The 20,773-nt window shown below is 71.2% G+C and carries 23 protein-coding genes; 7 read left to right on the top strand and 16 right to left on the bottom strand.

Annotated features, from left to right (window positions below; genetic code table 11):
• Positions 1–32: 32 nt before the first annotated feature.
• Genes I4Q42_RS03515 through I4Q42_RS03460 form a run of 12 tightly spaced genes read right to left on the bottom strand, consistent with a single transcriptional unit; the run spans position 33 to position 10,893 of the window.
• On the bottom strand, positions 33–728 hold the full coding sequence (locus tag I4Q42_RS03515) for a hypothetical protein (RefSeq protein WP_198574681.1): 696 nt from the start codon (positions 726–728) through the stop codon (positions 33–35).
• Positions 725–1,213 carry a hypothetical protein gene (locus I4Q42_RS03510; protein WP_198574680.1) on the bottom strand — a complete coding sequence of 163 codons (489 nt, stop codon included), beginning with the start codon at positions 1,211–1,213 and terminating at the stop codon, positions 725–727. Before I4Q42_RS03510 ends, I4Q42_RS03515 begins: the two co-directional genes overlap by 4 nt.
• Complete coding sequence (locus tag I4Q42_RS03505) at positions 1,210–2,544, bottom strand: FliI/YscN family ATPase (protein WP_198574679.1); 1,335 nt, start codon at positions 2,542–2,544, stop codon at positions 1,210–1,212. Before I4Q42_RS03505 ends, I4Q42_RS03510 begins: the two co-directional genes overlap by 4 nt.
• Positions 2,541–3,137 carry a FliH/SctL family protein gene (locus I4Q42_RS03500; RefSeq protein WP_198574678.1) on the bottom strand — a complete coding sequence of 199 codons (597 nt, stop codon included), beginning with the start codon at positions 3,135–3,137 and terminating at the stop codon, positions 2,541–2,543. The genes I4Q42_RS03505 and I4Q42_RS03500 overlap by 4 nt, the downstream gene beginning before the upstream one ends.
• Positions 3,134–3,703: a hypothetical protein gene (locus tag I4Q42_RS03495; RefSeq protein ID WP_198574677.1), complete on the bottom strand. Its 570-nt coding sequence runs from the start codon at positions 3,701–3,703 to the stop codon at positions 3,134–3,136. Before I4Q42_RS03495 ends, I4Q42_RS03500 begins: the two co-directional genes overlap by 4 nt.
• The gene (gene sctJ, locus I4Q42_RS03490) at positions 3,700–4,443 is read right to left on the bottom strand and encodes a type III secretion system inner membrane ring lipoprotein SctJ (protein ID WP_198574676.1); all 744 of its coding nucleotides are present in this window, start codon (positions 4,441–4,443) and stop codon (positions 3,700–3,702) included. Before sctJ ends, I4Q42_RS03495 begins: the two co-directional genes overlap by 4 nt.
• Before the next feature lie 9 nt (positions 4,444–4,452).
• Positions 4,453–4,851: a hypothetical protein gene (locus I4Q42_RS03485; protein ID WP_198574675.1), complete on the bottom strand. Its 399-nt coding sequence runs from the start codon at positions 4,849–4,851 to the stop codon at positions 4,453–4,455.
• 27 nt (positions 4,852–4,878) lie between these two features.
• Positions 4,879–5,184: a hypothetical protein gene (locus I4Q42_RS03480; protein WP_232792841.1), complete on the bottom strand. Its 306-nt coding sequence runs from the start codon at positions 5,182–5,184 to the stop codon at positions 4,879–4,881.
• 42 nt (positions 5,185–5,226) lie between these two features.
• The gene (locus I4Q42_RS03475) at positions 5,227–6,399 is read right to left on the bottom strand and encodes a SctD/MshK family protein (protein ID WP_198574674.1); all 1,173 of its coding nucleotides are present in this window, start codon (positions 6,397–6,399) and stop codon (positions 5,227–5,229) included.
• 4 nt (positions 6,400–6,403) lie between these two features.
• A complete protein-coding gene (sctC, locus tag I4Q42_RS03470; protein WP_198574673.1) occupies positions 6,404–8,320 on the bottom strand; it encodes a type III secretion system outer membrane ring subunit SctC in 1,917 nt (638 codons plus the stop codon).
• A gap of 13 nt (positions 8,321–8,333) precedes the next feature.
• Entirely contained in the window at positions 8,334–10,355 is a 2,022-nt protein-coding gene (locus I4Q42_RS03465; protein WP_198574672.1) for a flagellar biosynthesis protein FlhA, read from the bottom strand.
• 13 nt (positions 10,356–10,368) lie between these two features.
• Positions 10,369–10,893, bottom strand: coding sequence for a lytic transglycosylase domain-containing protein (locus I4Q42_RS03460; RefSeq protein ID WP_332873012.1), 525 nt, complete (start codon positions 10,891–10,893; stop codon positions 10,369–10,371).
• 438 nt (positions 10,894–11,331) lie between these two features.
• Here I4Q42_RS03460 and sctU point away from each other — a divergent pair, with 438 nt between their 5' ends.
• The 5 genes from sctU (at position 11,332) to I4Q42_RS03435 (ending at position 15,018) form a co-directional block, all read left to right on the top strand.
• Entirely contained in the window at positions 11,332–12,453 is a 1,122-nt protein-coding gene (gene sctU / locus I4Q42_RS03455) for a type III secretion system export apparatus subunit SctU (protein ID WP_198574670.1), read from the top strand.
• A gap of 30 nt (positions 12,454–12,483) precedes the next feature.
• Positions 12,484–12,855, top strand: a complete 372-nt coding sequence (fliO, locus tag I4Q42_RS03450; protein ID WP_198574669.1) for a flagellar biosynthetic protein FliO — start codon at positions 12,484–12,486, stop codon at positions 12,853–12,855.
• 95 nt (positions 12,856–12,950) lie between these two features.
• Positions 12,951–13,616, top strand: a complete 666-nt coding sequence (locus tag I4Q42_RS03445) for a hypothetical protein (protein ID WP_198574668.1) — start codon at positions 12,951–12,953, stop codon at positions 13,614–13,616.
• A gap of 102 nt (positions 13,617–13,718) precedes the next feature.
• Positions 13,719–14,486, top strand: coding sequence for a DUF6683 family protein (locus I4Q42_RS03440; protein WP_198574667.1), 768 nt, complete (start codon positions 13,719–13,721; stop codon positions 14,484–14,486).
• 28 nt (positions 14,487–14,514) lie between these two features.
• Positions 14,515–15,018 carry a hypothetical protein gene (locus tag I4Q42_RS03435; RefSeq protein WP_198574666.1) on the top strand — a complete coding sequence of 168 codons (504 nt, stop codon included), beginning with the start codon at positions 14,515–14,517 and terminating at the stop codon, positions 15,016–15,018.
• A 38-nt stretch (positions 15,019–15,056) separates the two neighbouring features.
• On the opposite strand, the gene I4Q42_RS03430 is transcribed toward I4Q42_RS03435, so the two are convergent.
• The 3 genes from I4Q42_RS03430 to I4Q42_RS03420 are packed head-to-tail and all read right to left on the bottom strand — an operon-like array spanning position 15,057 to position 17,735.
• The gene (locus tag I4Q42_RS03430) at positions 15,057–15,578 is read right to left on the bottom strand and encodes a hypothetical protein (protein WP_198574665.1); all 522 of its coding nucleotides are present in this window, start codon (positions 15,576–15,578) and stop codon (positions 15,057–15,059) included.
• Positions 15,575–15,964: a hypothetical protein gene (locus tag I4Q42_RS03425; protein WP_198574664.1), complete on the bottom strand. Its 390-nt coding sequence runs from the start codon at positions 15,962–15,964 to the stop codon at positions 15,575–15,577. Before I4Q42_RS03425 ends, I4Q42_RS03430 begins: the two co-directional genes overlap by 4 nt.
• Before the next feature lie 55 nt (positions 15,965–16,019).
• Positions 16,020–17,735: a LysM peptidoglycan-binding domain-containing protein gene (locus I4Q42_RS03420; protein WP_198574663.1), complete on the bottom strand. Its 1,716-nt coding sequence runs from the start codon at positions 17,733–17,735 to the stop codon at positions 16,020–16,022.
• A 158-nt stretch (positions 17,736–17,893) separates the two neighbouring features.
• On the opposite strand from I4Q42_RS03420, the gene I4Q42_RS03415 reads away from it, so the two are divergent.
• Both I4Q42_RS03415 and I4Q42_RS03410 read left to right on the top strand, forming a co-directional pair.
• On the top strand, positions 17,894–19,027 hold the full coding sequence (locus I4Q42_RS03415; RefSeq protein WP_198574662.1) for a DNA/RNA non-specific endonuclease: 1,134 nt from the start codon (positions 17,894–17,896) through the stop codon (positions 19,025–19,027).
• Between the two features lie 39 nt (positions 19,028–19,066).
• Entirely contained in the window at positions 19,067–19,390 is a 324-nt protein-coding gene (locus I4Q42_RS03410; protein WP_198574661.1) for an antitoxin YezG family protein, read from the top strand.
• A 46-nt stretch (positions 19,391–19,436) separates the two neighbouring features.
• Here the strand turns inward: I4Q42_RS03410 and I4Q42_RS03405 are convergent, their stop codons facing one another.
• Entirely contained in the window at positions 19,437–20,492 is a 1,056-nt protein-coding gene (locus I4Q42_RS03405) for an alpha/beta fold hydrolase (RefSeq protein ID WP_408611046.1), read from the bottom strand.
• Positions 20,493–20,773 lie beyond the last annotated feature (281 nt).

The raw sequence follows: 20,773 nt of genomic DNA, 5'->3' as shown, positions 1-20,773 counted from the left end.
ATGACGGGAGTGTTGGGGGAAGGCGCGTTGCGTCACCGCACCCTCCGGATCAGGCTTTCCGGGTCGAGGCCGTCGTCGGTCTCGACGAACAGGTCGGCCAGGGCCAGGCCGCGGACTTCCAGCCGCTTGCGCAGGGCTTCCAGGGCCTTGGTCACTTCGGGCGCGGCGTCGGGGCGGGCCGCCAGGGTCAGGGAAAGGGCGCCGTCGGGGGCGCGGGACAGGCCCAGGCCGGTCAGCGGCGAGGCCTTGTCGGCCAGGCCCAGCGCGAGGCTCTTGCGGTCGCCGCCGGCAGCCAGCCAGGCCTTTTCCATGGCGGCGGCGAAGGCCTCGATCTCGGCCGCCCCCACCGTGCCCGAAGCGGCGACGGGGATGGCGACCGCTTCCCCGCCTGACCGCGACAGGCCGGCCAGGGCGTCGACCCCGGTCGCGTCCGACGACGCCGACAGGTCCTGGAATTCGCGGGCGGGGCCCAGCAGGGCCGAAAGATCCACCACGCCGTCCTCGTCGTCCTCGCGCTCGGCCTCCGCCTGGCGCTCGGTGCGGGCGGGCTGGCGAGAAGAAGGCTCGCGAGGCTGACTGTCGCGCGCCCGGGGCTCCCGACGCTCGGCGGCCTGCTGCAGGGCGGCCTGGAAGTCGGCGCCACGCCACGGCGTCGCCGGCTCCGAGGACGATGACCGGACGCTGGGCGTATCGACACGGTCGGCGGCGTTGTCGCGGATGACGGTCATCGCAGGCTCCTGAACCGGCGCCCGCCGGCGTCCTCTATCTCCAGCTGCTCGCGCGCCTCGCGGTCGGCGGCGACCAGGGCGCGGGCCAGGTCGAGGCGGCCGCTCATGGCGTCGAAGCGGCCCTGGGCGCGGGCCAGGGCGTGGATGGCGACGGCGAGATCCTCGCGGGCCAGATCCAGGGCCACGGCGTCCTGGTCGCGCAGCGCCTGGTCCGCATCGCGCGCGGCGACGATCGCCTCGCGCCGGGCCAGGGCCAACTCGATCAGGTGGGCCGCGCCCGACAGCCCGCCGGCGAACCAGTCGTCGAGCCTGGCCCTGGCGGTGTCGTGAGCGGCGATCCGCTGGTCGCGGGCTTCCAGAACGGCGACGGCGTAGGCGACCTTGGCCCGCGCCTCGCCCGCCTCGCGCAGGGCCTTCTCGACCCGCCGCTCGCGCAGGCGGACGACCGGGGTCAGAGCCTGGACCTGGCCGCGGGCGGCGCTCATGCGGCGGTCTCCAGCAGGGCCGCCAGCGCCGCCTCGTGGCCGACGGCCTCGTGGGCGTCCTGGCGCAGCAGGTCGGTGATGGCCGCGCGGCGGGCGATGGCCTCGTCGGCAAGGGGATCGCCGCCCGGCTTGTACTCGCCGATCTGGAGCAGGAACTCGATGTCGGCGTACTTGGCCATCCAGCCGCGCACCTTCGAGGCGGCGGCCTGCTGCTCGCGCGACGCCACGCGCGGGAAGACGCGGCTGAGGCTGGCGGCGACGTCGATGGCCGGATAGTGCCCGGCCTGGCCGAGCCTGCGCGACAGGTAGATGTGGCCATCGAGGATCGAGCGGACTTCTTCGCCCACCGGGTCGCCGCCCTCCTCGTCCTCGATCAGCACGGTGTAGAAGGCGGTGATCGCCCCGCCCTCGATGGCCCCGGCCCGCTCGAACAGGCGCGGCAGCTCGGCAAAGACGGACGGGGGGAAACCCCGGCGCACGGCTGGCTCGCCCACCGACAGGCCGATCTCGCGCAGGGCGCGGGCGAAGCGGGTGACGCTGTCCATCTGCAGCATCACGCGGCGCCCCTCGGCCCGGAACCCTTCGGCGATGGCGGTGGCGACATGGGCCGCGCGCACCCGCTCCATGGCCGGACGGTCGGAGGTGGAGACGATGACCACCGAGCGAGCCAGGCCTTCCGGGCCCAGGCAGTCGTCGAGGAACTCGCGCACCTCCCGGCCCCGCTCGCCGATCAGGGCGATGACGTTGACGTCGCTGCGGGCGTGGCGGGCGAACATGCCCAGCAGGGTCGACTTGCCGCCGCCGGCCATGGCGAACAGGCCCACGCGCTGGCCCTCGCCCGTGGTCAGCAGGGCGTCGACGCAGCGCACCCCGGTCGCGAACGGCCGGGCGATCGGCGGCCGGGCCAGGGGATTGGGGGCCTCGCCATAGACGGGGAACGGCCGCAGCAGGCCGGTGACCGGACCCAGGCCGTCCAGCGGCTCGCCATGGGCGTCGAGCACCCGGCCCAGCAGGCCGTCGCCGACGCCGATCTCGCTGCGGCGCGGACCGGCCACGACCTCGGCGTCGACCGCCACCCCCTCCAGCCGCGCCAGCGGGGTGAGGATCGCCGCGCCGCCGTCGAGGCCGACCACCTGGGCCTTGACCGAGGGGCCGCCGGCGCGGTCGACGATCTCGCACTCCTGGCCGATGCGCACGTCCAGGCCCGTGGCCCGCACCGTGGTGCCGAAGGCCTGGGCCACGCGGCCGCGCCGCTCGACCGTGCGCGCGCCGCGCAGGACGTCGCGCAGGCGGGTGTCGCCAAAGACTTCGGGGGCGGCTTCCAGGGTCATGCGGCGGCCTCGTTGGATGAGGCGAACACCGCTTCCAGGGCGCGAAGCTGGGTCTCCAGCCCGGCATGGGTGCGGCCCGAGGAGGTGTCGAGCACGCAATCTCCGGCCGGCAGGTCGGCGTCGGCGACTACCTCGATGCGGGCGTCGATCGCCCACAGCCGGCGGGTAACCGCGCCGGCCGCCTCCGGCGCGACGCGGACGCGGATCGGCTCTTCCGGCAGCAGGTCGCGGGCGGCCTGTTCGGCCAGGGCCGCCAGAACCTCGTCGGACGCCAGGCCCGCGGCGATGCGGCGGACGATGTCGAGGGCCAGGGTCCCCGCGCTGGCGCGCAGGCGGTCCCGTTCCAGCTGGAGCGCGGCGTGGACGCCGGCCAGCACCTGGGCGGTCTCGCGGGCGGCGGCGGCGGTTCCCTCGGCATGGCCCTGGGCGAAGCCGTCGCGCAGGGCGGCCTCGCGGGTCGCCTGGCGCAGGGCCTCGAGGGCGGCGGTCAGCTCGGCCGCGTCGCGCACCGCGCCGACGTCCTCGCGGCGGATCACCGGCTGGTCTGTCAGCAGGGCCGCCGACGGTCCCGAGGAAAGCAGCAGATAGGTCATGCGGCGGCCTCCAGCGCGCCGGCCTCGAAGGCCATGAAGAGTCCGCGCGCGGCATGGGCGACGCTGCGTCCGCGCTCGACGTCGAGCGTCAGGGGAGCGGCGGCGAACAGCGGCCTCAGCCGCTCGACGGAAGCCGGCCGGTTTCCGACCTCGCAGAGCAGCACGCCAGCCCCGAGCGCGGCGAAGGAAGCATCCTCGCCAAGGGCGGCGGCGGCCTCGGGCAGGACCGGGACCAGGCCGGGGGGCGTGGCGAGAATGGCGTCGAGGGCCGGCTCGCCGATCCGCCGGGCGACCCGGGCCAGCCGGCGGCCGTCGATGCAGCGCTGCAAGGCGGCCGTGCAGGCGCAGGCGGCGGCGAAATCGGCCAGGCTTTCGCGGCGCGGCGCGGGCCAGCCGGCCCAGTCGGGCATGGCGGCGACATCGTCGAAGCGGGCCGGCGCCGCCGCCCGTCCGGCCAGCCGGCGGCCGAGCCGGGCCGCGCGAGGACCGACCTCGGCGGGCGCGCCGATGGTGGCCAGCAGCCGCGCCTGGCAAGCCAGCCGTTCGCGATCGGCCCGGGCGCTCATGCGGCGGGGCTCCCCGGCTCGACCAGGGTGCGCAGCTTGCGGCGCGGCTTGCCCCGGTTGGTGCGGCTGAAGACATAGGCCCCCACCCCGCCGATGGCGGCGAGGATGGCGATGGCCGGCATGGTGAAGGACTTGATCGGCGAAGGCTGGACGGCGGTCATCACCGGCTTGGCCGGGAACATCACCACCGTCACCTTGTCGTAGGGCAGGCCCTCGATGGAGTTGGTGACCAGGGCCTTGATCGACCCCACCTGGCCGGACAGGTCGACATCGGGGTTGTGGCGGATGAAAACCGAGGCCGAGGACGGCTTCTGCTCCTCGGCCAGGGGATCGGCCTCGGGCACGGCGATGTGGACCCGGGCCTGCACCACCCCGTCGATCGACGAGATGGTCTGGCTGAGTTCCTGGCTCAGGCCGTACATCAGCCGGGCCCGCTGCTCCATCGGCGAGGAGACGAAGCCCTCCTTCTTGAAGACCTCGCCCAGGCTCTCGAACTTGTCGCGCGGATAGCCCTGGTCGTGCAGCACGGCCACGGCCGAGGAGAACTGCTCGGCCCGGGTCTTCAGCGCCCAGACCTTGCCGTCCTTGCTGCTCTTGGAGGCCGAGACGTTGGCGTTCTGAAGAACCGCAACCATCTCGTTGGCCTCGCGCTCGGTGAGGCCGCCATAGAGTTCCTTCTCGGCGCAGGCCGAGAGGCCCAGGGCGACGGCGACCAGCACCGCCGGCAGGATCTTGCGCATCGCCGCCCCCTAGGCCTGCTGCCGGAACAGCTGCTGCAGGCCGTCTGACGTGCGGTTGGCGATGTTCGAGGTCAGTTGGCAGTTGAACATGAATTCGTGGCACTGGACGGTCAGGCCGATCATCTCGCCCGGCGTGATCGCCGCCCCCTTGGCCTCGGCGGCCTTGGCGTGGGCGGCCAGGTTCGAGGCCTGGCTGTTGACGAACTCCAGCTGGTTGAAGACCCCCTTCATGGCCGGGGCCAGGGCTTCGGGGCCGGAGACGCCCGAGGTCGCCGACGCCCCGGCCGTGTGCAGGGCGTTCTGGAACTGGACGGCGTCGGTCAGGCTGGCGCCGTAGCCGACCTGGGAGACCTGGACGGCCTCCTGCGGGGCGACCAGGGCCGCCGCCGAGACGGGATCGAAGGACATGGCGTCCCCTTTCCGGGAAAGAGGCCGCTAGTTCTTGCGGGCCATGGTTTCGAGGGCGCGGCCGACGCTGTCGACCGAGGTGCTTTCCGAATTGGCCATGAAGTTCATGCGCAGGCTCTCGGCCGTCAGCATGGCCATGACCGAGGGCTTGTCCTCGCCGCCGGGGCCGATCTGCTCGGCCAGCTCGGTGATCTTCACGGCCTGGGAGTCGAGCACCTGGCCCCAGGCATGGGCCATGGCCTCGAACCAGGTGCCCGGGCGGTTCTTGTTGTTGGCGCCGCTGAGGGCCGGGGCCACGGACATGCCGCCATAGCCGGTGATGCTGTCGGACATTGTCGCTTCTCCTTTGATTTTCCTGGGGTTTCAGCTTCGCATTCAGAACATCAGGCGGGTGGTCTCGCCGTTCTTCTCGACCAGCACGGCCTGGCTCTCGACGCCGATGATCCGATCGCCCGTGGGCAGCATCGAACCGGCGAAGTAGCGGGCGCCGTCGGCGGTGGCGACGTAGCCGGCCTCGCCGCCGACCACCGAGACGACCCGCTTGCCGGGCCCCTGGTCGAACACCTGGCCGAAGCGGTCGCCGCCGCCGGCCCGCTCGACGGCCAGGCCGCGCAGGCCCTTGACGTCGTGGAGGGCGATCTTCTCGACCTTGGCCACGTCCTCGGCGGGGCCGGTCACCTGGACCTGCACGCGGGCCAGGCCGTTGGGGCGGGCGGTGGCGGCCAGGCCGTTGGCCTGGAAGACGTCCTCGACGTTCTGGGCCAGGCTCTCGCTGGTCACGACCTCGACCCGGGCGGGAAGCTCGCGCGAGCTGACCAGGCGGGTCAGGCGGGCCTTCTCGGCGTCGCGGTTCAGCACCCCGGCGATGACCAGCTTGCCGTTCTCCTCCGGCTGCACGGCCAGGGCGCCGTAGCCCTCCTGGCGCAGCAGGGCGTGGACCTTCGACGGGCTGGCCTCGCGGCCGCGGAACTGCGGGACGTTGGCGACGGCGTAGGTGACGCAGGCCAGGGCCGCGCCGAACACCAGGGCCGGCACGAGATGCGGCGTGCGTCCCACCACCTCGACCCCGCGATCGAGCGCGCGGCGCAGCAGGCTGGCGCCGTCCTCCGCGAAGGTTTCCGCCTCGGGCGTCGCGGGGTCGGCGGGCGCGGCGGTGGTGAGCAGCCGCTCGGCCTCGCGCCAGCGGGGGCTTTCCTCGACGCCCAGGGCCAGGGCGTTGTCGCCGACGATCAGCGGCACGTAGCAGGGCAGAACGGCCCGGGCCGGCGCTTCCAGGCGGTGGCCCAGCATCTCGACCTGGCCGGACAGCACCTCGATCTCGGCCGCCTCCTCGCCGGCGGTCAGGCGCACGCTGACGCCCCGGGCGCTGGCGTCGCGCAGGACGATGTCGGCGTCGAACCCGTGGCCCAGGGTCGCCGTCTCGCCCAGCGGCAGCGGCAGCAGGGCGCCGGCGACGCGGCCGGACAGCACCTTGAGGACCAGGGCCTCCAGCGGGACGGCGGCGGGGATCTCGATCGGTTCGTCGGGCAGCAGGGCTTGATCGGTCATGGGCCTAGCTCGGATTGGGGATGGGTTTCATCGTGCCGTCCGCGACAGGCGGCGGAGGCGGCGGCGGCGTCAGGGGCTGGGCGGGGGCGCGGGGCGCGGACCTGGGCGGCGGCTTGCGGTCGGCCGGCAGCTTCGGCGCGGCCGGCAGGGGCGCGTTCTCGAAGCCGGAGGCCGGCGCGTCGTAGCGAAGCCCGGCCTGGGTGGTGGAGCGCGCGGCCCCGATCGAGGCCAGGCGCGGGGTGATCAGGAACATCCGCTCGATGCGGCCGCTGCTGCGCTGCTGCACCTTGAACAGGTTGCCGAGCACCGGGATCGAGCCCAGCACCGGCACCTTGGACGAGCCGGTGGTGTCGGACTGCACGGTCATGCCGCCCAGCAGCAGGCTCTGACCCTCGACGATCAGGGCCTGGGTGTTGAGGGCGGCTCGGCGGACGACGGGGATGTTGTCGACGCTGGCGTTGGTCAGCGAGCCGTCCTCGATGCTGACCAGCATGCGGATCCGGGTCTGGTTGCCGTCACGGGTGACGTGGGGCGTGACCCGCAGGGTGGTGCCGGCGGTGACGTTGAACAGGTCGACGTCGCGCTCGCCGGCCAGGCGGACGTAGAAGTCGCGGCTGTTCTCGAACACCGCCTCGACGTTCGACAGGGTGACGATCTGCGGCCGCGAGACGACCCGGGCCACGCCCTCGGTCTCCAGCGCGTTCAGCCGGGCGGCGAAATAGTCGCCGTTGCCGATGATGGTCGAGGCCACCAGGCCCAGATACGGCTTGGGCGAGGTGTTTCCGCGCGTGAGGTTGGTGTCCTCCAGGCCCGACGGCGCATTGGGGCCGCGGCCGAATTGGACCCCGCCATTGCCGTCGTCGAAGCGCCAGTTGATCCCCAGGTCGCGGGCCTTGGTGGTGTCGATGTCGATGATCGCCGCCTCGACCTCGAGCAGCTGCGGCTCGACGTCGAGGGCGCGGACCAGCTCCTCATAGGCCGACATGCGCTCGGCGACGTCGCGGACGATGACCGCGTTGAGCCGCGAGTCAGCCTGGATCCGCACGGGATTGGGCGGGACGTAGACGCCGGTCTGCTCGTTGGCGAGGGGCGTGCCGAGCGTCCCCTGCCCGTCCTGGCCGCCGTAGAACGATCCGCCGGGATTGGGCGTGCCCAGGGTGGCCAGGCCCTGGCCGCGCAGGCCCTGGACGGCGGGCGGGACCGGGGTCTCGCTGCGGGCGACGGCGCCGACCCGCTCGTTGGGATCGGTGCTGACCAGCGAGCGGATGATCGAGGCCACGCCCGGGATCGTCACCTGCTTGGCCCCGACCGTCAGGTTGACGTCGTCGGCCCAGCCGTAGCGCAGGTAGAACACCCGATACTGCAGGGTCGGCGACGCGGCCTCGGCCTGGGCGCCGCCGCGGGCCAGCTCGTCCACCTGCTGCAGGAAGCGCGGCGCGCCGGTGGCCACCAGCATGTCGCCGGTGGGACGCAGGGTGTTGCGGCCGTCGAGCAGGTCCAGCTGGCGGGCCGCGCGATCGACGCGGCGCGAGGCCGAGCCCGAGATCGGGAAGCTGCGGCTGGAGAGCTGGGCGGCGGTGTAAACATAGGCCGCCCCGCCGTCGTAATAGGTGACCAGGTCGAAGGCCTTGGCGATGTCGGCGTCGATCTTGGCCGCCGGCCCGCGGAAGACGCCGTTGATCGTGCCGGCCACCTGCGAGGAGACGATCACCGGCACGCCGACCTGATTGTAGAAGTTCTGCAGGAACTGGGCGATCGGCTGCTCGCGGGCGGTCAGGTCGACCGACCGGCCGCCGAACGGGACCTCGCCGGCCTGGACCTGCGGCGCGGCCACGGCCAGGACGGCCGCGGCGACGGCGGCCGCGACGCCCCTGCGAGCGGGACGACGACGAACGCAGGCGGAATCCTTCGAAAGGGACATTCTGTCTCCGGGCTCAGGCGGCCGCCGACGCGGGCGGCGGTTCGGGATCGTTGGGAACGATGCTCAGGGGCTCGCGCGGGAAGGCCACGCGGCCGGCGACGTCGAGCTTCAGGGTCGGCAGCAGTTCGTGGAACGACAGGACGCCCAGGTCGAAGCGGCGGGCCTCGACCAGCTTGCGCACGTGCCGGCGCAGGTCGATGGCGGCCAGGACGACGCTCGCGCCGCTTTCGTCGACCTTGTCGAGGATGGCGTCGGTGACGCGGCGGGCCATGTCGGGATCGAGCGCCAGCTGCTGGGCGCCGCCGCCGGTGCGGATGGCCTCGCGCAGGTGCTGTTCCAGAGGCGGCTCCAGCACGACGGCCTTCAGCGCGCCGTCGGGGGCGTAGCGGTGGCTGATCTGGCGGCGCAGGGCGACGCGGGCGAACTCGGTGAGGGCGAACGGGTCCTTCTCGCGCTGGCCGGCGTCGGCCAGGGCCTCGAGGATGTCGCGCTGGTTGCGCAGCGGCACCTCCTCCTCGGCCAGGCGCCGCATGACCTCGGCGATGCGGGCCAGAGGCAGGGCGCGGGCGGCTTCCTTGACCACCTCGGGATAGTCGGCGCCGGCCCGGGTCAGCAGGTTGCTGGCCTCCTGGATGCCGACGAACAGGCCGGCGTTGCGGCGCAGGGCCTGGCGCACGGCGTCCTGCAGCTCGGACAGGTCGGCCGGATGGGACAGCTCGCCCGCGCCGATCGGGGCCTCGAAGGCCAGCAGCCGCCAGCGCGGCGCGCCCCGTCCTTCGCCAGGAACGCCTTCGCCGTAGTGGAACGAGGCGCGCGGCAGGGCCACGCCCAGGCGCAGCTCGAACTCCTCGAGCACCTCCTCCAGGCCGCGGGTCAGGACCGCGCCCTCGTGGCGGCGGACGTTGTCGCCGTCGAGCTCCAGCAGCAGCGGCACCACCGGCTGGGCTTCCTGGATCCGGGTGCGGGCGGCGGCCGGCGAGGCCTTGGCCTCGTCCGCCGCGGCGCGGGCGGGGGCGATCTTCCTGGTCAGCCGGGCGCGCAGATCGACGTCGAGCAGCGCGCCGGTGACGATGGCCGCCCCGCCGAGCAGCAGGAAGATCACCAACGGGAAGCCCGGCACCAGAGCCATCAGCCAGCAGATACCGCCGGCGACCAGGAACACCCGGGGCTTGGCCGCGAACTGCCGGCGCATGGCGTCGCCCAGGTGGCTCTCGCTGTCCTCGTCGGTGGTGCGGGTGACGATCAGGCCGGCGGCCATGGCCCCCAGCAGGGCCGGGATCTGGGTGACCATGCCGTCGCCGATGGTCAGGATCGAGTACTTGTGGATCGCCGCGCCAAACTCCAGCCCCTGCTGCAGCATGCCGATGGCCAGGCCGCCCAGCAGGTTGATGACCACGATGATGATGCTGGCGATGGCGTCGCCTTTGACGAACTTCATCGCCCCGTCGAGGCTGCCGTGGAGCTTGCTCTCCATCTCCAGCACGCGCCGGCGGCGCTTGGCCTCGTCCTTGTCGATCATGCCCGAGCGCAGGTCGCTGTCGATCGACAGCTGCTTGCCCGGCATGGCGTCGAGGCTGAAGCGCGCGGCCACCTCGGCCACCCGCTCGGCGCCCTTGGCGATGACGATGAACTGCACGACGGTGATGATCAGGAACACCACCAGCCCGACCACCAGATTGCCGCCGGCCACCAGGGTGCCGAAGGTGTCGATGATGTGCCCGGCGTGGCCCTCGATCAGGATCATCCGGGTCGTGGCGATCGACAGGGCCAGTCGGTACAGCGTGGTGATCAGCAGCAGGCTGGGGAACACCGAGAACTCGACGATGGTCGAGATGTAGATCGCCACCAGCAGCAGCATGACGCCGAAGCAGATGTTGATGGCCACCAGGGCGTCGAGCGCCAGGGCCGGCAGCGGCAGGATCATCAGGGCGACGATCGCCACGACCCCGGCCACCAGGAAAAGGTCGCTGAACCGCGCGACGACGCCCTGGCGCGGCCGCCCCTGAAGGCGTTTGAGATAGCTTTCGACGCTCATCGGAAGGTGGTCCTCAGAAGCCGCCGCGCGCGGAGACGAAGCCGCGGTATCGGTCGAGGACGCTGGTCACGTAGCCCTGCGTCTCGCGGTAGGGCGGGATCTTGCGGCCGTGCTTCATCACGGCGCCCTCGCCGGCGTTGTAGGCCGCCAGCACCAGCTCCAGGTCGTTGCCGAAATGGCCCTGCAGGGTCTTCAGATAGGCCGCGCCGGTGCGGATATTGACCATCGGGTCGCCCAACTCGAGGTCGGGATCGCGCACGCCGAAACGCCGGGCCGTGGCCGGCATGATCTGCATCAGGCCCCGCGCGCCCTTGGGCGACAGCGCCCTCGGATTGGCCCGCGACTCCACGTGCATCACGGCCCGCAGCAGGTCCGGATCGATATCGAAGTCGCGGCCCGCGGCGGCCACGAGGGGGGCGTAGAGGGTCGGGCCGGTGGCGGTGCGGGACAGGACGACCGGGGCCGGAGCGACTCGTCCCGCCGAGATAACGGCGCTGGCGAGTTGAGGTCCGTCATAGAGCCGGAGCTGCTCGGACACCCCTGCTGGTTGTGTTTCAGCGACGCAATCTATCCGCGCCAACGAGAATTTTTCGTTGATCGGAAGAGCGCTGCTGAACTTCAGGCCGTCATCAGTCTCGCATTCATAAGCGAACACTGCACTCGATGAAAACAAGATTAAAAGCACGCCGTACGCCATTACGCGGAACTTGCGCATAAATTTGTCCCTCTATGCAGCGCCCCGCCTATGCATACTACCCATTCAAAAGCTAACTTTCGGGGATCAATCCTGTCAACCTCGTAATGAAAACAATTTTCATACTCAGTATACTGCATTACGGACAACATATTCTATGGTTCAGCTTACGGGTTACTATGGCCAAGCTCGCCTCTTTTTGGCCATTATCGAGATCAATGTCGGCAACCCGGGCGACATCAGGGCTGCGAAGCTCTTCGCGACCATCGGCGGACACACGCTATGGCTGAAAAGAACGACGGCGGCGACAAGACCGAAAAGCCGACGCCCAAGCGCCTCTCGGACGCCCGCAAGAAAGGCGACGTGCCCAAGAGCAAGGACCTGACCTCGACCGCGGTGCTGGGGATCTGGGTGCTGCTGGGGGCGATGACCGCCGGCTACGCCTTTGACCGCCTGGGCGGGCTGTTCGACGAGGTGTTCGCCGTGATGGACCAGCCCTTCGTCGAGGCCTGGCCGATCGTCGCCGCCGCCAGCGGCAAGGTGTTCATCGTGCTGACAGCCATGACCTTCGTCCCGGTGGCGATCTTCGGCATGCTGGCCGAATTCGCCCAGGTCGGGCCGGTCTTTACCCTCGAAAAGATGAGCCCCAAGCTGTCGCACATGAACCCCGGCGAGGGGTTCAAGCGGATGTTCAGCCTCGACAACCTGTTCGAGGTGGCCAAGTCGCTGGCCAAGACCCTGCTGCTGGGCCTGTTCACCTGGTTCGTGGTGGCGCTGTCGTTCGACAAGCTGCTGGCCTTGCCGGCCGGCGAGGCCAACGGGGCGCTGGGCGCGTATGGCGGCCTGACCTTCCAGCTGCTGGCCGGCGTGGCCGTGCTGTTCGTCTTCGTGTCGCTGCTGGACCTGACCTACCAGCGCTTCAGCTTCACCAAGAAGATGAAGATGAGCCGGCGCGACATCCGCCAGGAATCCAAGGATTCCGAAGGCGATCCGCACGTGAAGTCGCATCGTCGGCAGCTGCACCAGGAGTGGGCGCAGCAGAACGCCGTGCAGGCCGCCCGCGACGCCTCGGTGCTGGTGGTCAATCCCACCCACATCGCCTGCGCCCTGGCCTACGATCCGGCCGAGCACGCCGTGCCGGTGCTGCTGGGCAAGGGCGAGGGACTGATCGCCCAGGCCATGCGCGAGGCGGCGGAAGACCAGGGCGTGCCGATCATCCGCAATGTCGAGCTGGCCCGCGCCCTGCGCGACAAGGCCGCCGTCGACGACATCATCCCCCAGGACCTGTTCGCCGCCGTGGCCGAGGTGATCCTGTGGGCTCGGCGGCTCAAGGACGAGCAGGCGGCCGCCGCCCCTGCTCCGGACGCGCCGCCGCCGGGCCCGACCTTCCCGCCCCTGCCCTGAACCCCGACCCGACCCCGCACCGGAGCCCTCGTGAGCGCCATCCTCGACCTGCTGACCGTCGCCCTCGCCCTGGCCATCGTGCTGGGCCTGGCCTTCTTCTCGCTGAAGCTGCTGAAGCGGGTGCAGGCCGGACCGGCCAGCGACGACCAGATCCGCTACCTGCGAGCCCTGCCCGTCGGCCAGCGCGAGCGGCTGACCCTGGTGGCCTATCGCGACGAGGTGTTCCTGCTGGGGGTGACGGCCGGCCAGATCACCGTGCTCGACCGCCGCACCCGCACGCCCGAGGAGATCGCCGCCGAGGCCCGCGCCGCCGACGAGGCCCGGATGCGCGCGGCCCAGCCGTCGATGGCGATGCGCCGGCTGATAGGGAAAACCCTAGCTAGGGAACGACCCGACTACTGACCGCCGGCCGCAGATGGTTGTCTCAATCCGCCGGGCGACGGAGCGCTGCTCCTAAAGGCCCTCCGAGCAAAACCGGAAAATCGAAGGAGCATCACATGTCTTTCCTGGGTATCGGCGGCGGCGGCAATCTCTTCAGCAGCATCGCCGGCTTGGCGCTGCAAGGCGCCCTGGGCGTCGCGACCGGCGGGGCCTCCCTGCTCGTCACCACCGCGCTCAAGAGCGTGCTGCTGGCGGTGGGCGACCAGGTCCTGCAGCAGCTGGGCCAACAACTGGGCCTGCCCCAGGGCGTGATCGACGTGGCCCAGGCCGCCTTCCACGGCGCGGCGGGCGACGCGGGCGGCGCGGTGCAGAACCTGACCGAAGCCTCGGAAGGCCTGTCCTCGGCCATCGGCGGCGGCGCCTTCGAAGCCGGCGAGATCGAGCGCGGCGCCCAGTCCAACATCCAGGACATCGTCACCCAGGCCAACGAGGCGGCCAACCGCAGCCGTGAAGACGCCGCCAGCGACGAAAGCGTCAGCGGCAGCGGCAAGGACAGCCTGCTGGTCGCCATCGCCAAAGCGATGGGCAAGGTCATCGATTCGAAGATGGGCCAGATGGCCGACAAGACCCAGCAGATGGGTTCGGCCAAGGGCGAGAAGTACGGCCAGCTTTCGGCCGAGGTCCAGGCCCTGGGTCAAGAGATCAGCATGGTCTCCAACGCCCTCAACAACTCCATCAAGGCCATCGGCGAAGCTTCGGCCCAGCTGGCTCGCAAGGGCTAATGGTCTGAAACCTGGAATTGAGGCGGGTGGCGAACGCCACCCGCCCTTTTGTCGTCACAGCCGGGCGGTTTGAATATTTCGAGGCAGCATCGGAGCAGGCGGATGAGACTGAAGATCGCGATCCTGGCCGGAGCGGCGCTGGTGCTGGCGGCGAGCCAGGGCCAGGCCCAGGGCTTCCCCGACCTCGGCTACATGGGCACCACGATCGGCGCCGGCGGCCTCCAGACCTCGGCGATGAACAACGTCATTTCCCAGAGCGTGCAGCAGTCGCGCAGCGCGCCGCGCCGCCCGTCCGGCTACGCCGCCTCGGCCCGCCTGCGTCAGGGCGGCGTGGCCGGGGCCAGCGCCTCGACCAGCTATCGCGCCTCGCCGCAGGTGGCGGCCCGGGTGCGCAAGCAGTTCGCCGACTACATGACCGAACGGGCCGGCGCCGACGGCGGCCGCCAAGTCGCCGCGGCCATGGAACGGCGCGACCCGGTGAAGAACTGGGCCCAGATCGTGGCCGCCGACGGCCTGCGGCCGGGCGACGCCGCCGACTCCCTGGCCGGCTACTGGATCCTCAACTGGGTGATCGCCAACCGCGGCGACAACAACCGCGCCCAGGCCCAGGCCGTGCGGGCCCAGGTGCGGCCGATCATGGCTTCCAACCCCGCCTATGCGCGGCTGAACGAGCCCCAGCGGCAGGAGATGTCGGAGGTGCTGATGCTGAACTTCCTGGTCCAGCACGCAGCCTATCTCGACGCCCTCAAGCGCAACGACCAGAACGACCTACGCCGCATCGGCGACGCCGCCGTGGCCCGCTTCCGTAACGAGATGGGCGTGGACCTGCGCCAGCTGCAACTGACCGACAACGGCTTCGTGCGGCGCTGATCGCCGCCTTTCCGCCCCGGAGATCGCCATGACCGTCCAGCCGCTCGCCGCCCCCGCCGCCTTCCGTTCGCCGGCCCAGTGCGCCGGTCGCGGCGGAGCCGAACGGGCCGCGGAAGACTTCCAGGACACCGGCCGCCTCGACCTGGCCGCCTTCGCCGGCGCTTCGCCGGGCGAGGTGCGCGCGGCCCTGGCGACCATGCCGCCGGCCCAGCGCGGCGCGCTCGAGCGCGGCCTGATCGAGGGCGGGCTTGGGGGCGGACTCGGGGGCCTGCTGGGCGGCGTGGTCGGCGGGGTGACCGACACCGTGGCCGAGACGACCGACGCGGCCATCGAGACGCCCAACGAGCATTGCGCCGAGGAGCAGGCCACCGCCTCGCACGTCCAGAGCCTGGACAGGCTGCGCGCCCAGGGCCAGCTGGACGCCCTGCTGTCGCCCTACCGCCAGGGCGATCGCCCGCCGGCCGACCTGGCCAGCGGCGTCGACGTCGCCCCCTCGGCCGTCGAGCGCGAGGACGGGTCGCTGGCGCCGTGACGACCGGCGCGGGCTGCGGTTGACCGACCGGGGCCTCGTCAGGCGCCAGGGGCGCCGCGCAGATCCTGGATGGCGCCGTCGATGATGCGCACGAACTGCTCCACCACATCGCCGCGCGCCGCGCCCGGCCCCGGCTCGCGCTGCAGGCCGGCGGCGATCGAGCGGATCAGCGGCTCGACGATGTTGGGCGGCGTCAGGTGCGGCCGGTCGGCGGCCTGGGCGCGCAGTTCACGGGCGAAGTCGGCCAGCACCCGCTCGATGCGGCCGGCGTCCACCGGCGAGGTCGCCGACAGCCGGCCGGCCACCGACTGGCCGCTCTGGGCCGCCAGCACCCGCAGGTCGCCGCCCACCTGGGCCAGGCTCGACTGGCCGTGCTCGGCCCAGACGAAGGCGGCCGCCTGCCCCCGGTCACCGCCGCGCAGCGGATCGACCAGGGCCGCGCCGGCGATCGTGGCCATGGCCTCCAGCGCCAGCCGCGCAACCCCCGCCCGGGCGGCCGTGGTCGTCGGCGTCGACGCTGAGAAGTCCGTGGCCGAGGCGCGCTCGACGGGGCGGATCATGACGCGGCTCCCGGCTCGACCTTGACCACCCGCAGGCCCGGCTTGAGGGCGCTCCAGCCCACCTGCGCGCCGATCGCCTGCTGGCTGTTGCGGCCGTCGGCCAGCTCCTCGTTCTCGCCGTCGAACTGCACGACGGCCAGGCGCTTGCCGCCCCGCGCGATAGCGAACCGCGCCCACGGATAGCCGTCGAGGATGGTCAGCCGGGCGTCCGGCAGCGCCGCCGCCAGGTCAGCCACGCGGTCGCCCGGCGCGATCGTCCTGGGCGCCTGCGACGCCTCGGCGGTCCCGGCGGCGGCCATGGGTAGGGGGGGAACGGCCGCCGCCGGTCGCTCACAGCCGGCGAAGGCCAGCGCGAGGGCGATGAGGGTTGGGGGAGCAAGCTTCATCGTCGGGTTCATCCAGACGGACCAGATCTTCAACGCCGGCCCGCGGCGGCGGTTCTCATTGGCCCAGCATGGCCAGGGCGTCGCGACGCTCGCTGGCGAAGCGGTTGGCGACCGAGGCCTGCACCGAGGCCGAGGCGCTGGTGAAATAGGCCAGTCCCCCGCCGGCGTCGCGCTTGCCGCGCTCGTCATAGACGGCGTTGATCAGGGCGCGGTCGTAGGCCTGGCCGTCGGCCGGCGACAGCCCCTGCCCTTCCACCCGGGCCATGGCCTTGACGATGGCGCCGGTTTCGGGCCCGTGCTGGACCGAGGTGGACCAGACCACGTCGCGGATCGCCGACGAGCGGGTCGAGAGGTCCAGGCCCGTCGCGGCGCTCACCGTGTCGAGCTGCACCTGGTAGTGCGTGCGCTGAATATAGTCGTGCTGGGCGGCCTCGAAGCGTTCGGGCTCGCGGGCGGCGATAGCCTTCCAGGTGGCGGTGAACGACGCCGAGCCTGGCGCGGCGCCGCCGAACTCGGCGGCCCACGCACGGCCCTCGGCGGCGAGGAACTCCTGCGGCCGGTTGCGGTTTCCGGCCAGCTGATAGGTGCCGTACGACACCCCGCCCGGATCGCCGGTCCCGGACGACACCGTGCCCGGCCCGCGCCCACCGGTCTCGTACCGCTCCGACAGCGCGCCGATGCGGGCGTCGTCGGAGGCCGGGGTGGCGGCGGTCACGGTCCCGGGCGGTCCCTGGCGATCGACGTTGACGAGCACGTAGTTGAAGCTCTTCTGGTCGGACAGGCCGCTCCAGAAGGCCTGGAAGTCGGCCGGCTTCAGGGTCTGGCAGCCGGCCGAGCCGGTGTTGCCGTTGCCGCCGGCGTGGAACAGGAACGAGTTGTCGGTGCTGACGCCGGTCCCGCGCGCGTCGCGAGCATCGATACGGCCGTCGTGGTTGGTGTCGCGCTGGACGGCGTGGCTCCCGGTCGGGCGCAGCACGTCGCCGAGGGTCGAGCTCGTGCTCTTCTGGAAGGTGACCGTGCCCTCGGCGATGCGGCCCAGCTCCTTGCGGCCATCGCCGTCGAAATCGGCGCCGTAGCGACCGTCGTACTGGACCGAGGGCTCGGTGCTGGCGGCGAACTCGCGAACCTGGCCGCCCTGCTGCAGCACCACGACGCGATCGTCATAGGCGCCCTTGCCGCCGTTGGCCGACAGGCTGGTCTCGGTGCGCAGCCCCAGGATCACCTGCTTGCCGGCGGCCAGGTCGGCCTTGGCCTGGGCGTCGCCGTAGGCGTTCACGTAGCCCGAATAGAGCGCGTACTTCTGCGCCTGGCTCAGGCCTTCGGTCGACGGCAGGACGCCGGTCGCCTGGCCGCTCGTCGTGGGCGTCGCCGCCTGTGCCGTCGCGGCTGGCGCGGCCGTTCCCCCGCCGGGGATCTGCAAGGCCTGGCCGACATGGATCAGGTTGGGGTTGGTCAGGCCGTTGGCCTGGGCGAGCGCCTGCCAGGAGACGCCGAACTGCGCCCCGATGTTCGACAGGTTGTCGCCCGACGCGACGGTGTAGCTGCGCGCCTCCGCCGCCGCGCCGGTCGGCAGGGTCACCGCCTGGCCGGGCCGGATGGCGTTGGGATTGGCGATCTGCGGATTGGCGCGGATCACCGCCTCCAGCGACACGCCATGCTTCTCGGCGATGCCCGACAGGGTGTCGCCGGACTTGACGACATAGTCGTTCGACCGGCCGCCGCCGCCCGAACCGGAGACGGACGACTGGGTGTTGAGGGACACGGCGGTCATCGGGGCACTCCTGGTACGGACGCTTTGCTGACCGGACGCTAGACCCGCCCCACGCGCCGCATAACTAGGGACATCCCTAGCTAGGGACGCCCCCAGCTATCCGGAGGGCCGCCCGCCCCGCCATCGTGACGCCAGCCAAGGCGCAACGGAGGCTTTCCATGTCCGCCCTGAACGCAGTCGACTCCGCCGCCGGCCGCGCCGCGTCGAGCACGGCCGGCGGCGCGAGCCAAGCCGCCGGCCTGGTGGCCGCCAGCCGCACCGGGGGCCAGCTGAACACCAGCGAACTCGCGGGCCAGCTGTCGGAGATCGCCAAGTCGGACCCGGCCAAGGCCCAGAACCTGCGGGCCGAGATCGAGGCCGGCCTGTCGCCCGCCGACCAGAAGCGCCTGGCCGACGACGTCGATGCGGCCGCCGCGGCCCAGCGGCAGGAACTGATCCTCGATCTTGGCCAGATGGCGCTGGATGTCGTGGGCCTGGTCGACCCGACCCCGATCTCGGACGGCGCCAACGGCGTCATCTCGCTGTTCCGCGGCGACTTCCTGGGCGCGGGCCTGTCGGCCGTCAGCATGGTTCCCTACATCGGCGACGCCGCCAAGCTGGGCAAGCTCGGCAAGTGGGCCGAGACGGTGAGCAAGGCCGCCGACCTGGCCAAGATCGACAGCGCCTTCGCCGCGGCCGCCAAGCCGGCCCTGGAGAAGCTGAAGGGCGCCATCGACGCCCTGCCGCTGGACAAGCTGCCCGACAGCGCCCGGCAGACGCTGGAGACCGCCAGCCGCAAGCTGGACGAGGCCCTGAGCGCCCGGCCGCGCGTCGAGCTGGAGCAAGGCGCCAAGGGCGGCTGGAACGCCCAGCTGAACGGGCCTCTGGCCGCCAACACCGACTATGTGGTCAGCGGCCGCTACACCTATCACACCGACGCCAAGGGCCGGGTAGAGCAGGTCGTCGGCACGCTCGACCTCAAGCACGCCGACCGCAACGGCTACCAGCAGTCCAAGGCCGGCCAGGAGAACGGGGTCAAGGACGGGGTCGCCGGCGACGAGGGCGGCCACCTGATCGCGGCGATCTTCAACGGCCCCGGCGAGCAGATCAACTACCACGCCATGGACGGCGCGCTGAACAAGAGCGGCTGGAAGGTGATGGAGAACGAATGGGCCGCCGCCCTCAAGGACGGCAAGGCGGTCGACGTCGACATCAAGGCGGTGTTCGACGGCGACTCCAAGCGGCCCGAGGCGTTCAGGGTGGAGTACGTCATCGACGGCAAGCCCTCGACCCGAACCTTCTTCAACGACTAGATTGGCTTCAACGACTAGATTGGGCGGCGGAGGATTTCCATGGCCGACATCGACACTCCGGAAGGCATCTACCGCCACGTCGGCCAGGCCCTGGCCGACACCGTGGCCGAGCCCTGGTCGGAGATTCGCCTGCATGTCGACGTGATCGACGGCTCGGTGGGGCTGACCGGCGACTACACCAAGGCCGGCGGCGAGGTCGACGACCTCGACGTGCGCAAGCTGGACTATTCGGTCTCGAAGGCGCTGCGCAACCTGCACCGCATCACCGCCTCCAGCGCCCACGAGCCGTGGTCGAAGGCGGTGTTCTCGCTGAAGTCCGACGGGGCCTTCGACCTCAAGTACGACTACGCGGCGGCGTCATGATCGCTGCCCTCTGGGGCGAGACGGCGCCGCTGCGCAGCTGAGCGCCTCACGGTCTGTCCTTCGCCATCGCCTCGCCGCGAACTTGCTCCAGAGCGGCGAGTTGTGCGTCGATCATCGTCTGGTTGGGGTCGTGCCCCGTACGGGCGAGCGGCACGAACACCTTCTTCGGCGCGGTCAGATCGTCGAAATACGCTTTAGAAACCTCCGAAGGGGTCACCAGATCCGCCTCGCCCTGCAGCATGTAGACTGGCATGGCGAACGCCGTTCCCAGCCTGCGCAAGTCGATCTTCGGCCCCATGCCGTCGCCGGCGAGGCCGACGAAGTTCAGGAAGGAATAATCCTCGCCGGCGGTGTAGTCGGCCTCGTAAGCCGGGGTGTCGTAGCCGGGGCCGAACGTGAACCAACCCTTGGGCGGTGCGTCGGTCGCCAGAGCCTCGTACTTGCGGGTGATGCGGCGCAGGATCCCGAAAGCACGGGGATTGGTCCACGGCGGGGCGCCGAGACCCTCCAGCTTGCCAATCGACTCCGTGTCGCCGGCGGCTCGCGCCAGACCAAGGGTCTTGGCGTAGCTCGCCGCCATGTCCAGTTGGTAGTTAACAAGCTGGGCCGTGCCGACATAGGCGCTGAATAGGTCCGGCTCCGCCATGGCGATGTTGACCGCCAGTGCCGAGCCCCAGGAGCCGCCCATGATGATGACCTTGCGCTTGCCGAAGCGATGGGTCGCATAGCGGGCCATCTCGACGCCATCGGCCGTCAGGCGCTGGAGGGTCAAAGCCTCGTCTTCGGCCGGCTTGTTGGCCCCATAGGTCTTGCCCGAACCTCGCTGGTCCCACTGGACGACGGTGAAGTCCTTTGCCCACTCGCCGAACAGGGCGTGGGCGAAAGGGGTGTTCGGGTTACCGGGACCGCCGTGGACGATCAGCACCACCGGATTGGCGCAGTCGTGTCCCTCGACCGTCACCCACTGCTTGATACCGCCAAGGGTGATGAAGCCGGACTCGTTGATGGGCTGGCCCCGCGTTCGACATGCTGGGCTAAGCTCCGTCGCGCGGGCCTCCCCGACGACGCCCCAGGACAGCAGCAACGCCGCAGCGAAACCCAATACCCTCATGTCGCCCCCAAGACGCCGCTCATCGCCCAGAATGGACGCGCGTGCTTGGTGGCGCTTATCACCCCAGGCGCTTGTGCCGAAGTCGAAACCAGGACGGCCAACTTCATATAATGGACCTCGGCTCAGAGCTTGTTCGCGACCACACGCCTTGAAAGCGGTTTCGACCCCTCTCTTCATGGAGAGAGGGAGGGGCCCGCGCCGCAAGGCGTGGGAGGGTGAGAGGGTAGGCGAAGCCCCTGGACGATCTTGGCGCTGTTGCAGGCGATGTGCCG

Source organism: Caulobacter hibisci, from assembly GCF_016135805.1.
GTDB lineage: Bacteria > Pseudomonadota > Alphaproteobacteria > Caulobacterales > Caulobacteraceae > Caulobacter > Caulobacter hibisci.
This window is presented reverse-complemented; position numbering and strand designations above follow the sequence as displayed.

What these genes read in the sequence shown, in the direction of transcription:
- I4Q42_RS03515 (WP_198574681.1), bottom strand. Translation starts at nt 728, where the DNA reads ATGACCGTCATCCGCGACAACGCCGCCGACCGTGTCGATACGCCCAGC.
- I4Q42_RS03510 (WP_198574680.1), bottom strand. Translation starts at nt 1,213, where the DNA reads ATGAGCGCCGCCCGCGGCCAGGTCCAGGCTCTGACCCCGGTCGTCCGC.
- I4Q42_RS03505 (WP_198574679.1), bottom strand. Translation starts at nt 2,544, where the DNA reads ATGACCCTGGAAGCCGCCCCCGAAGTCTTTGGCGACACCCGCCTGCGC.
- I4Q42_RS03500 (WP_198574678.1), bottom strand. Translation starts at nt 3,137, where the DNA reads ATGACCTATCTGCTGCTTTCCTCGGGACCGTCGGCGGCCCTGCTGACA.
- I4Q42_RS03495 (WP_198574677.1), bottom strand. Translation starts at nt 3,703, where the DNA reads ATGAGCGCCCGGGCCGATCGCGAACGGCTGGCTTGCCAGGCGCGGCTG.
- sctJ (WP_198574676.1), bottom strand. Translation starts at nt 4,443, where the DNA reads ATGCGCAAGATCCTGCCGGCGGTGCTGGTCGCCGTCGCCCTGGGCCTC.
- I4Q42_RS03485 (WP_198574675.1), bottom strand. Translation starts at nt 4,851, where the DNA reads ATGTCCTTCGATCCCGTCTCGGCGGCGGCCCTGGTCGCCCCGCAGGAG.
- I4Q42_RS03480 (WP_232792841.1), bottom strand. Translation starts at nt 5,184, where the DNA reads ATGTCCGACAGCATCACCGGCTATGGCGGCATGTCCGTGGCCCCGGCC.
- I4Q42_RS03475 (WP_198574674.1), bottom strand. Translation starts at nt 6,399, where the DNA reads ATGACCGATCAAGCCCTGCTGCCCGACGAACCGATCGAGATCCCCGCC.
- sctC (WP_198574673.1), bottom strand. Translation starts at nt 8,320, where the DNA reads ATGTCCCTTTCGAAGGATTCCGCCTGCGTTCGTCGTCGTCCCGCTCGC.
- I4Q42_RS03465 (WP_198574672.1), bottom strand. Translation starts at nt 10,355, where the DNA reads ATGAGCGTCGAAAGCTATCTCAAACGCCTTCAGGGGCGGCCGCGCCAG.
- sctU (WP_198574670.1), top strand. Translation starts at nt 11,332, where the DNA reads ATGGCTGAAAAGAACGACGGCGGCGACAAGACCGAAAAGCCGACGCCC.
- I4Q42_RS03445 (WP_198574668.1), top strand. Translation starts at nt 12,951, where the DNA reads ATGTCTTTCCTGGGTATCGGCGGCGGCGGCAATCTCTTCAGCAGCATC.
- I4Q42_RS03440 (WP_198574667.1), top strand. Translation starts at nt 13,719, where the DNA reads ATGAGACTGAAGATCGCGATCCTGGCCGGAGCGGCGCTGGTGCTGGCG.
- I4Q42_RS03435 (WP_198574666.1), top strand. Translation starts at nt 14,515, where the DNA reads ATGACCGTCCAGCCGCTCGCCGCCCCCGCCGCCTTCCGTTCGCCGGCC.
- I4Q42_RS03430 (WP_198574665.1), bottom strand. Translation starts at nt 15,578, where the DNA reads ATGATCCGCCCCGTCGAGCGCGCCTCGGCCACGGACTTCTCAGCGTCG.
- I4Q42_RS03425 (WP_198574664.1), bottom strand. Translation starts at nt 15,964, where the DNA reads ATGAAGCTTGCTCCCCCAACCCTCATCGCCCTCGCGCTGGCCTTCGCC.
- I4Q42_RS03420 (WP_198574663.1), bottom strand. Translation starts at nt 17,735, where the DNA reads ATGACCGCCGTGTCCCTCAACACCCAGTCGTCCGTCTCCGGTTCGGGC.
- I4Q42_RS03415 (WP_198574662.1), top strand. Translation starts at nt 17,894, where the DNA reads ATGTCCGCCCTGAACGCAGTCGACTCCGCCGCCGGCCGCGCCGCGTCG.
- I4Q42_RS03410 (WP_198574661.1), top strand. Translation starts at nt 19,067, where the DNA reads ATGGCCGACATCGACACTCCGGAAGGCATCTACCGCCACGTCGGCCAG.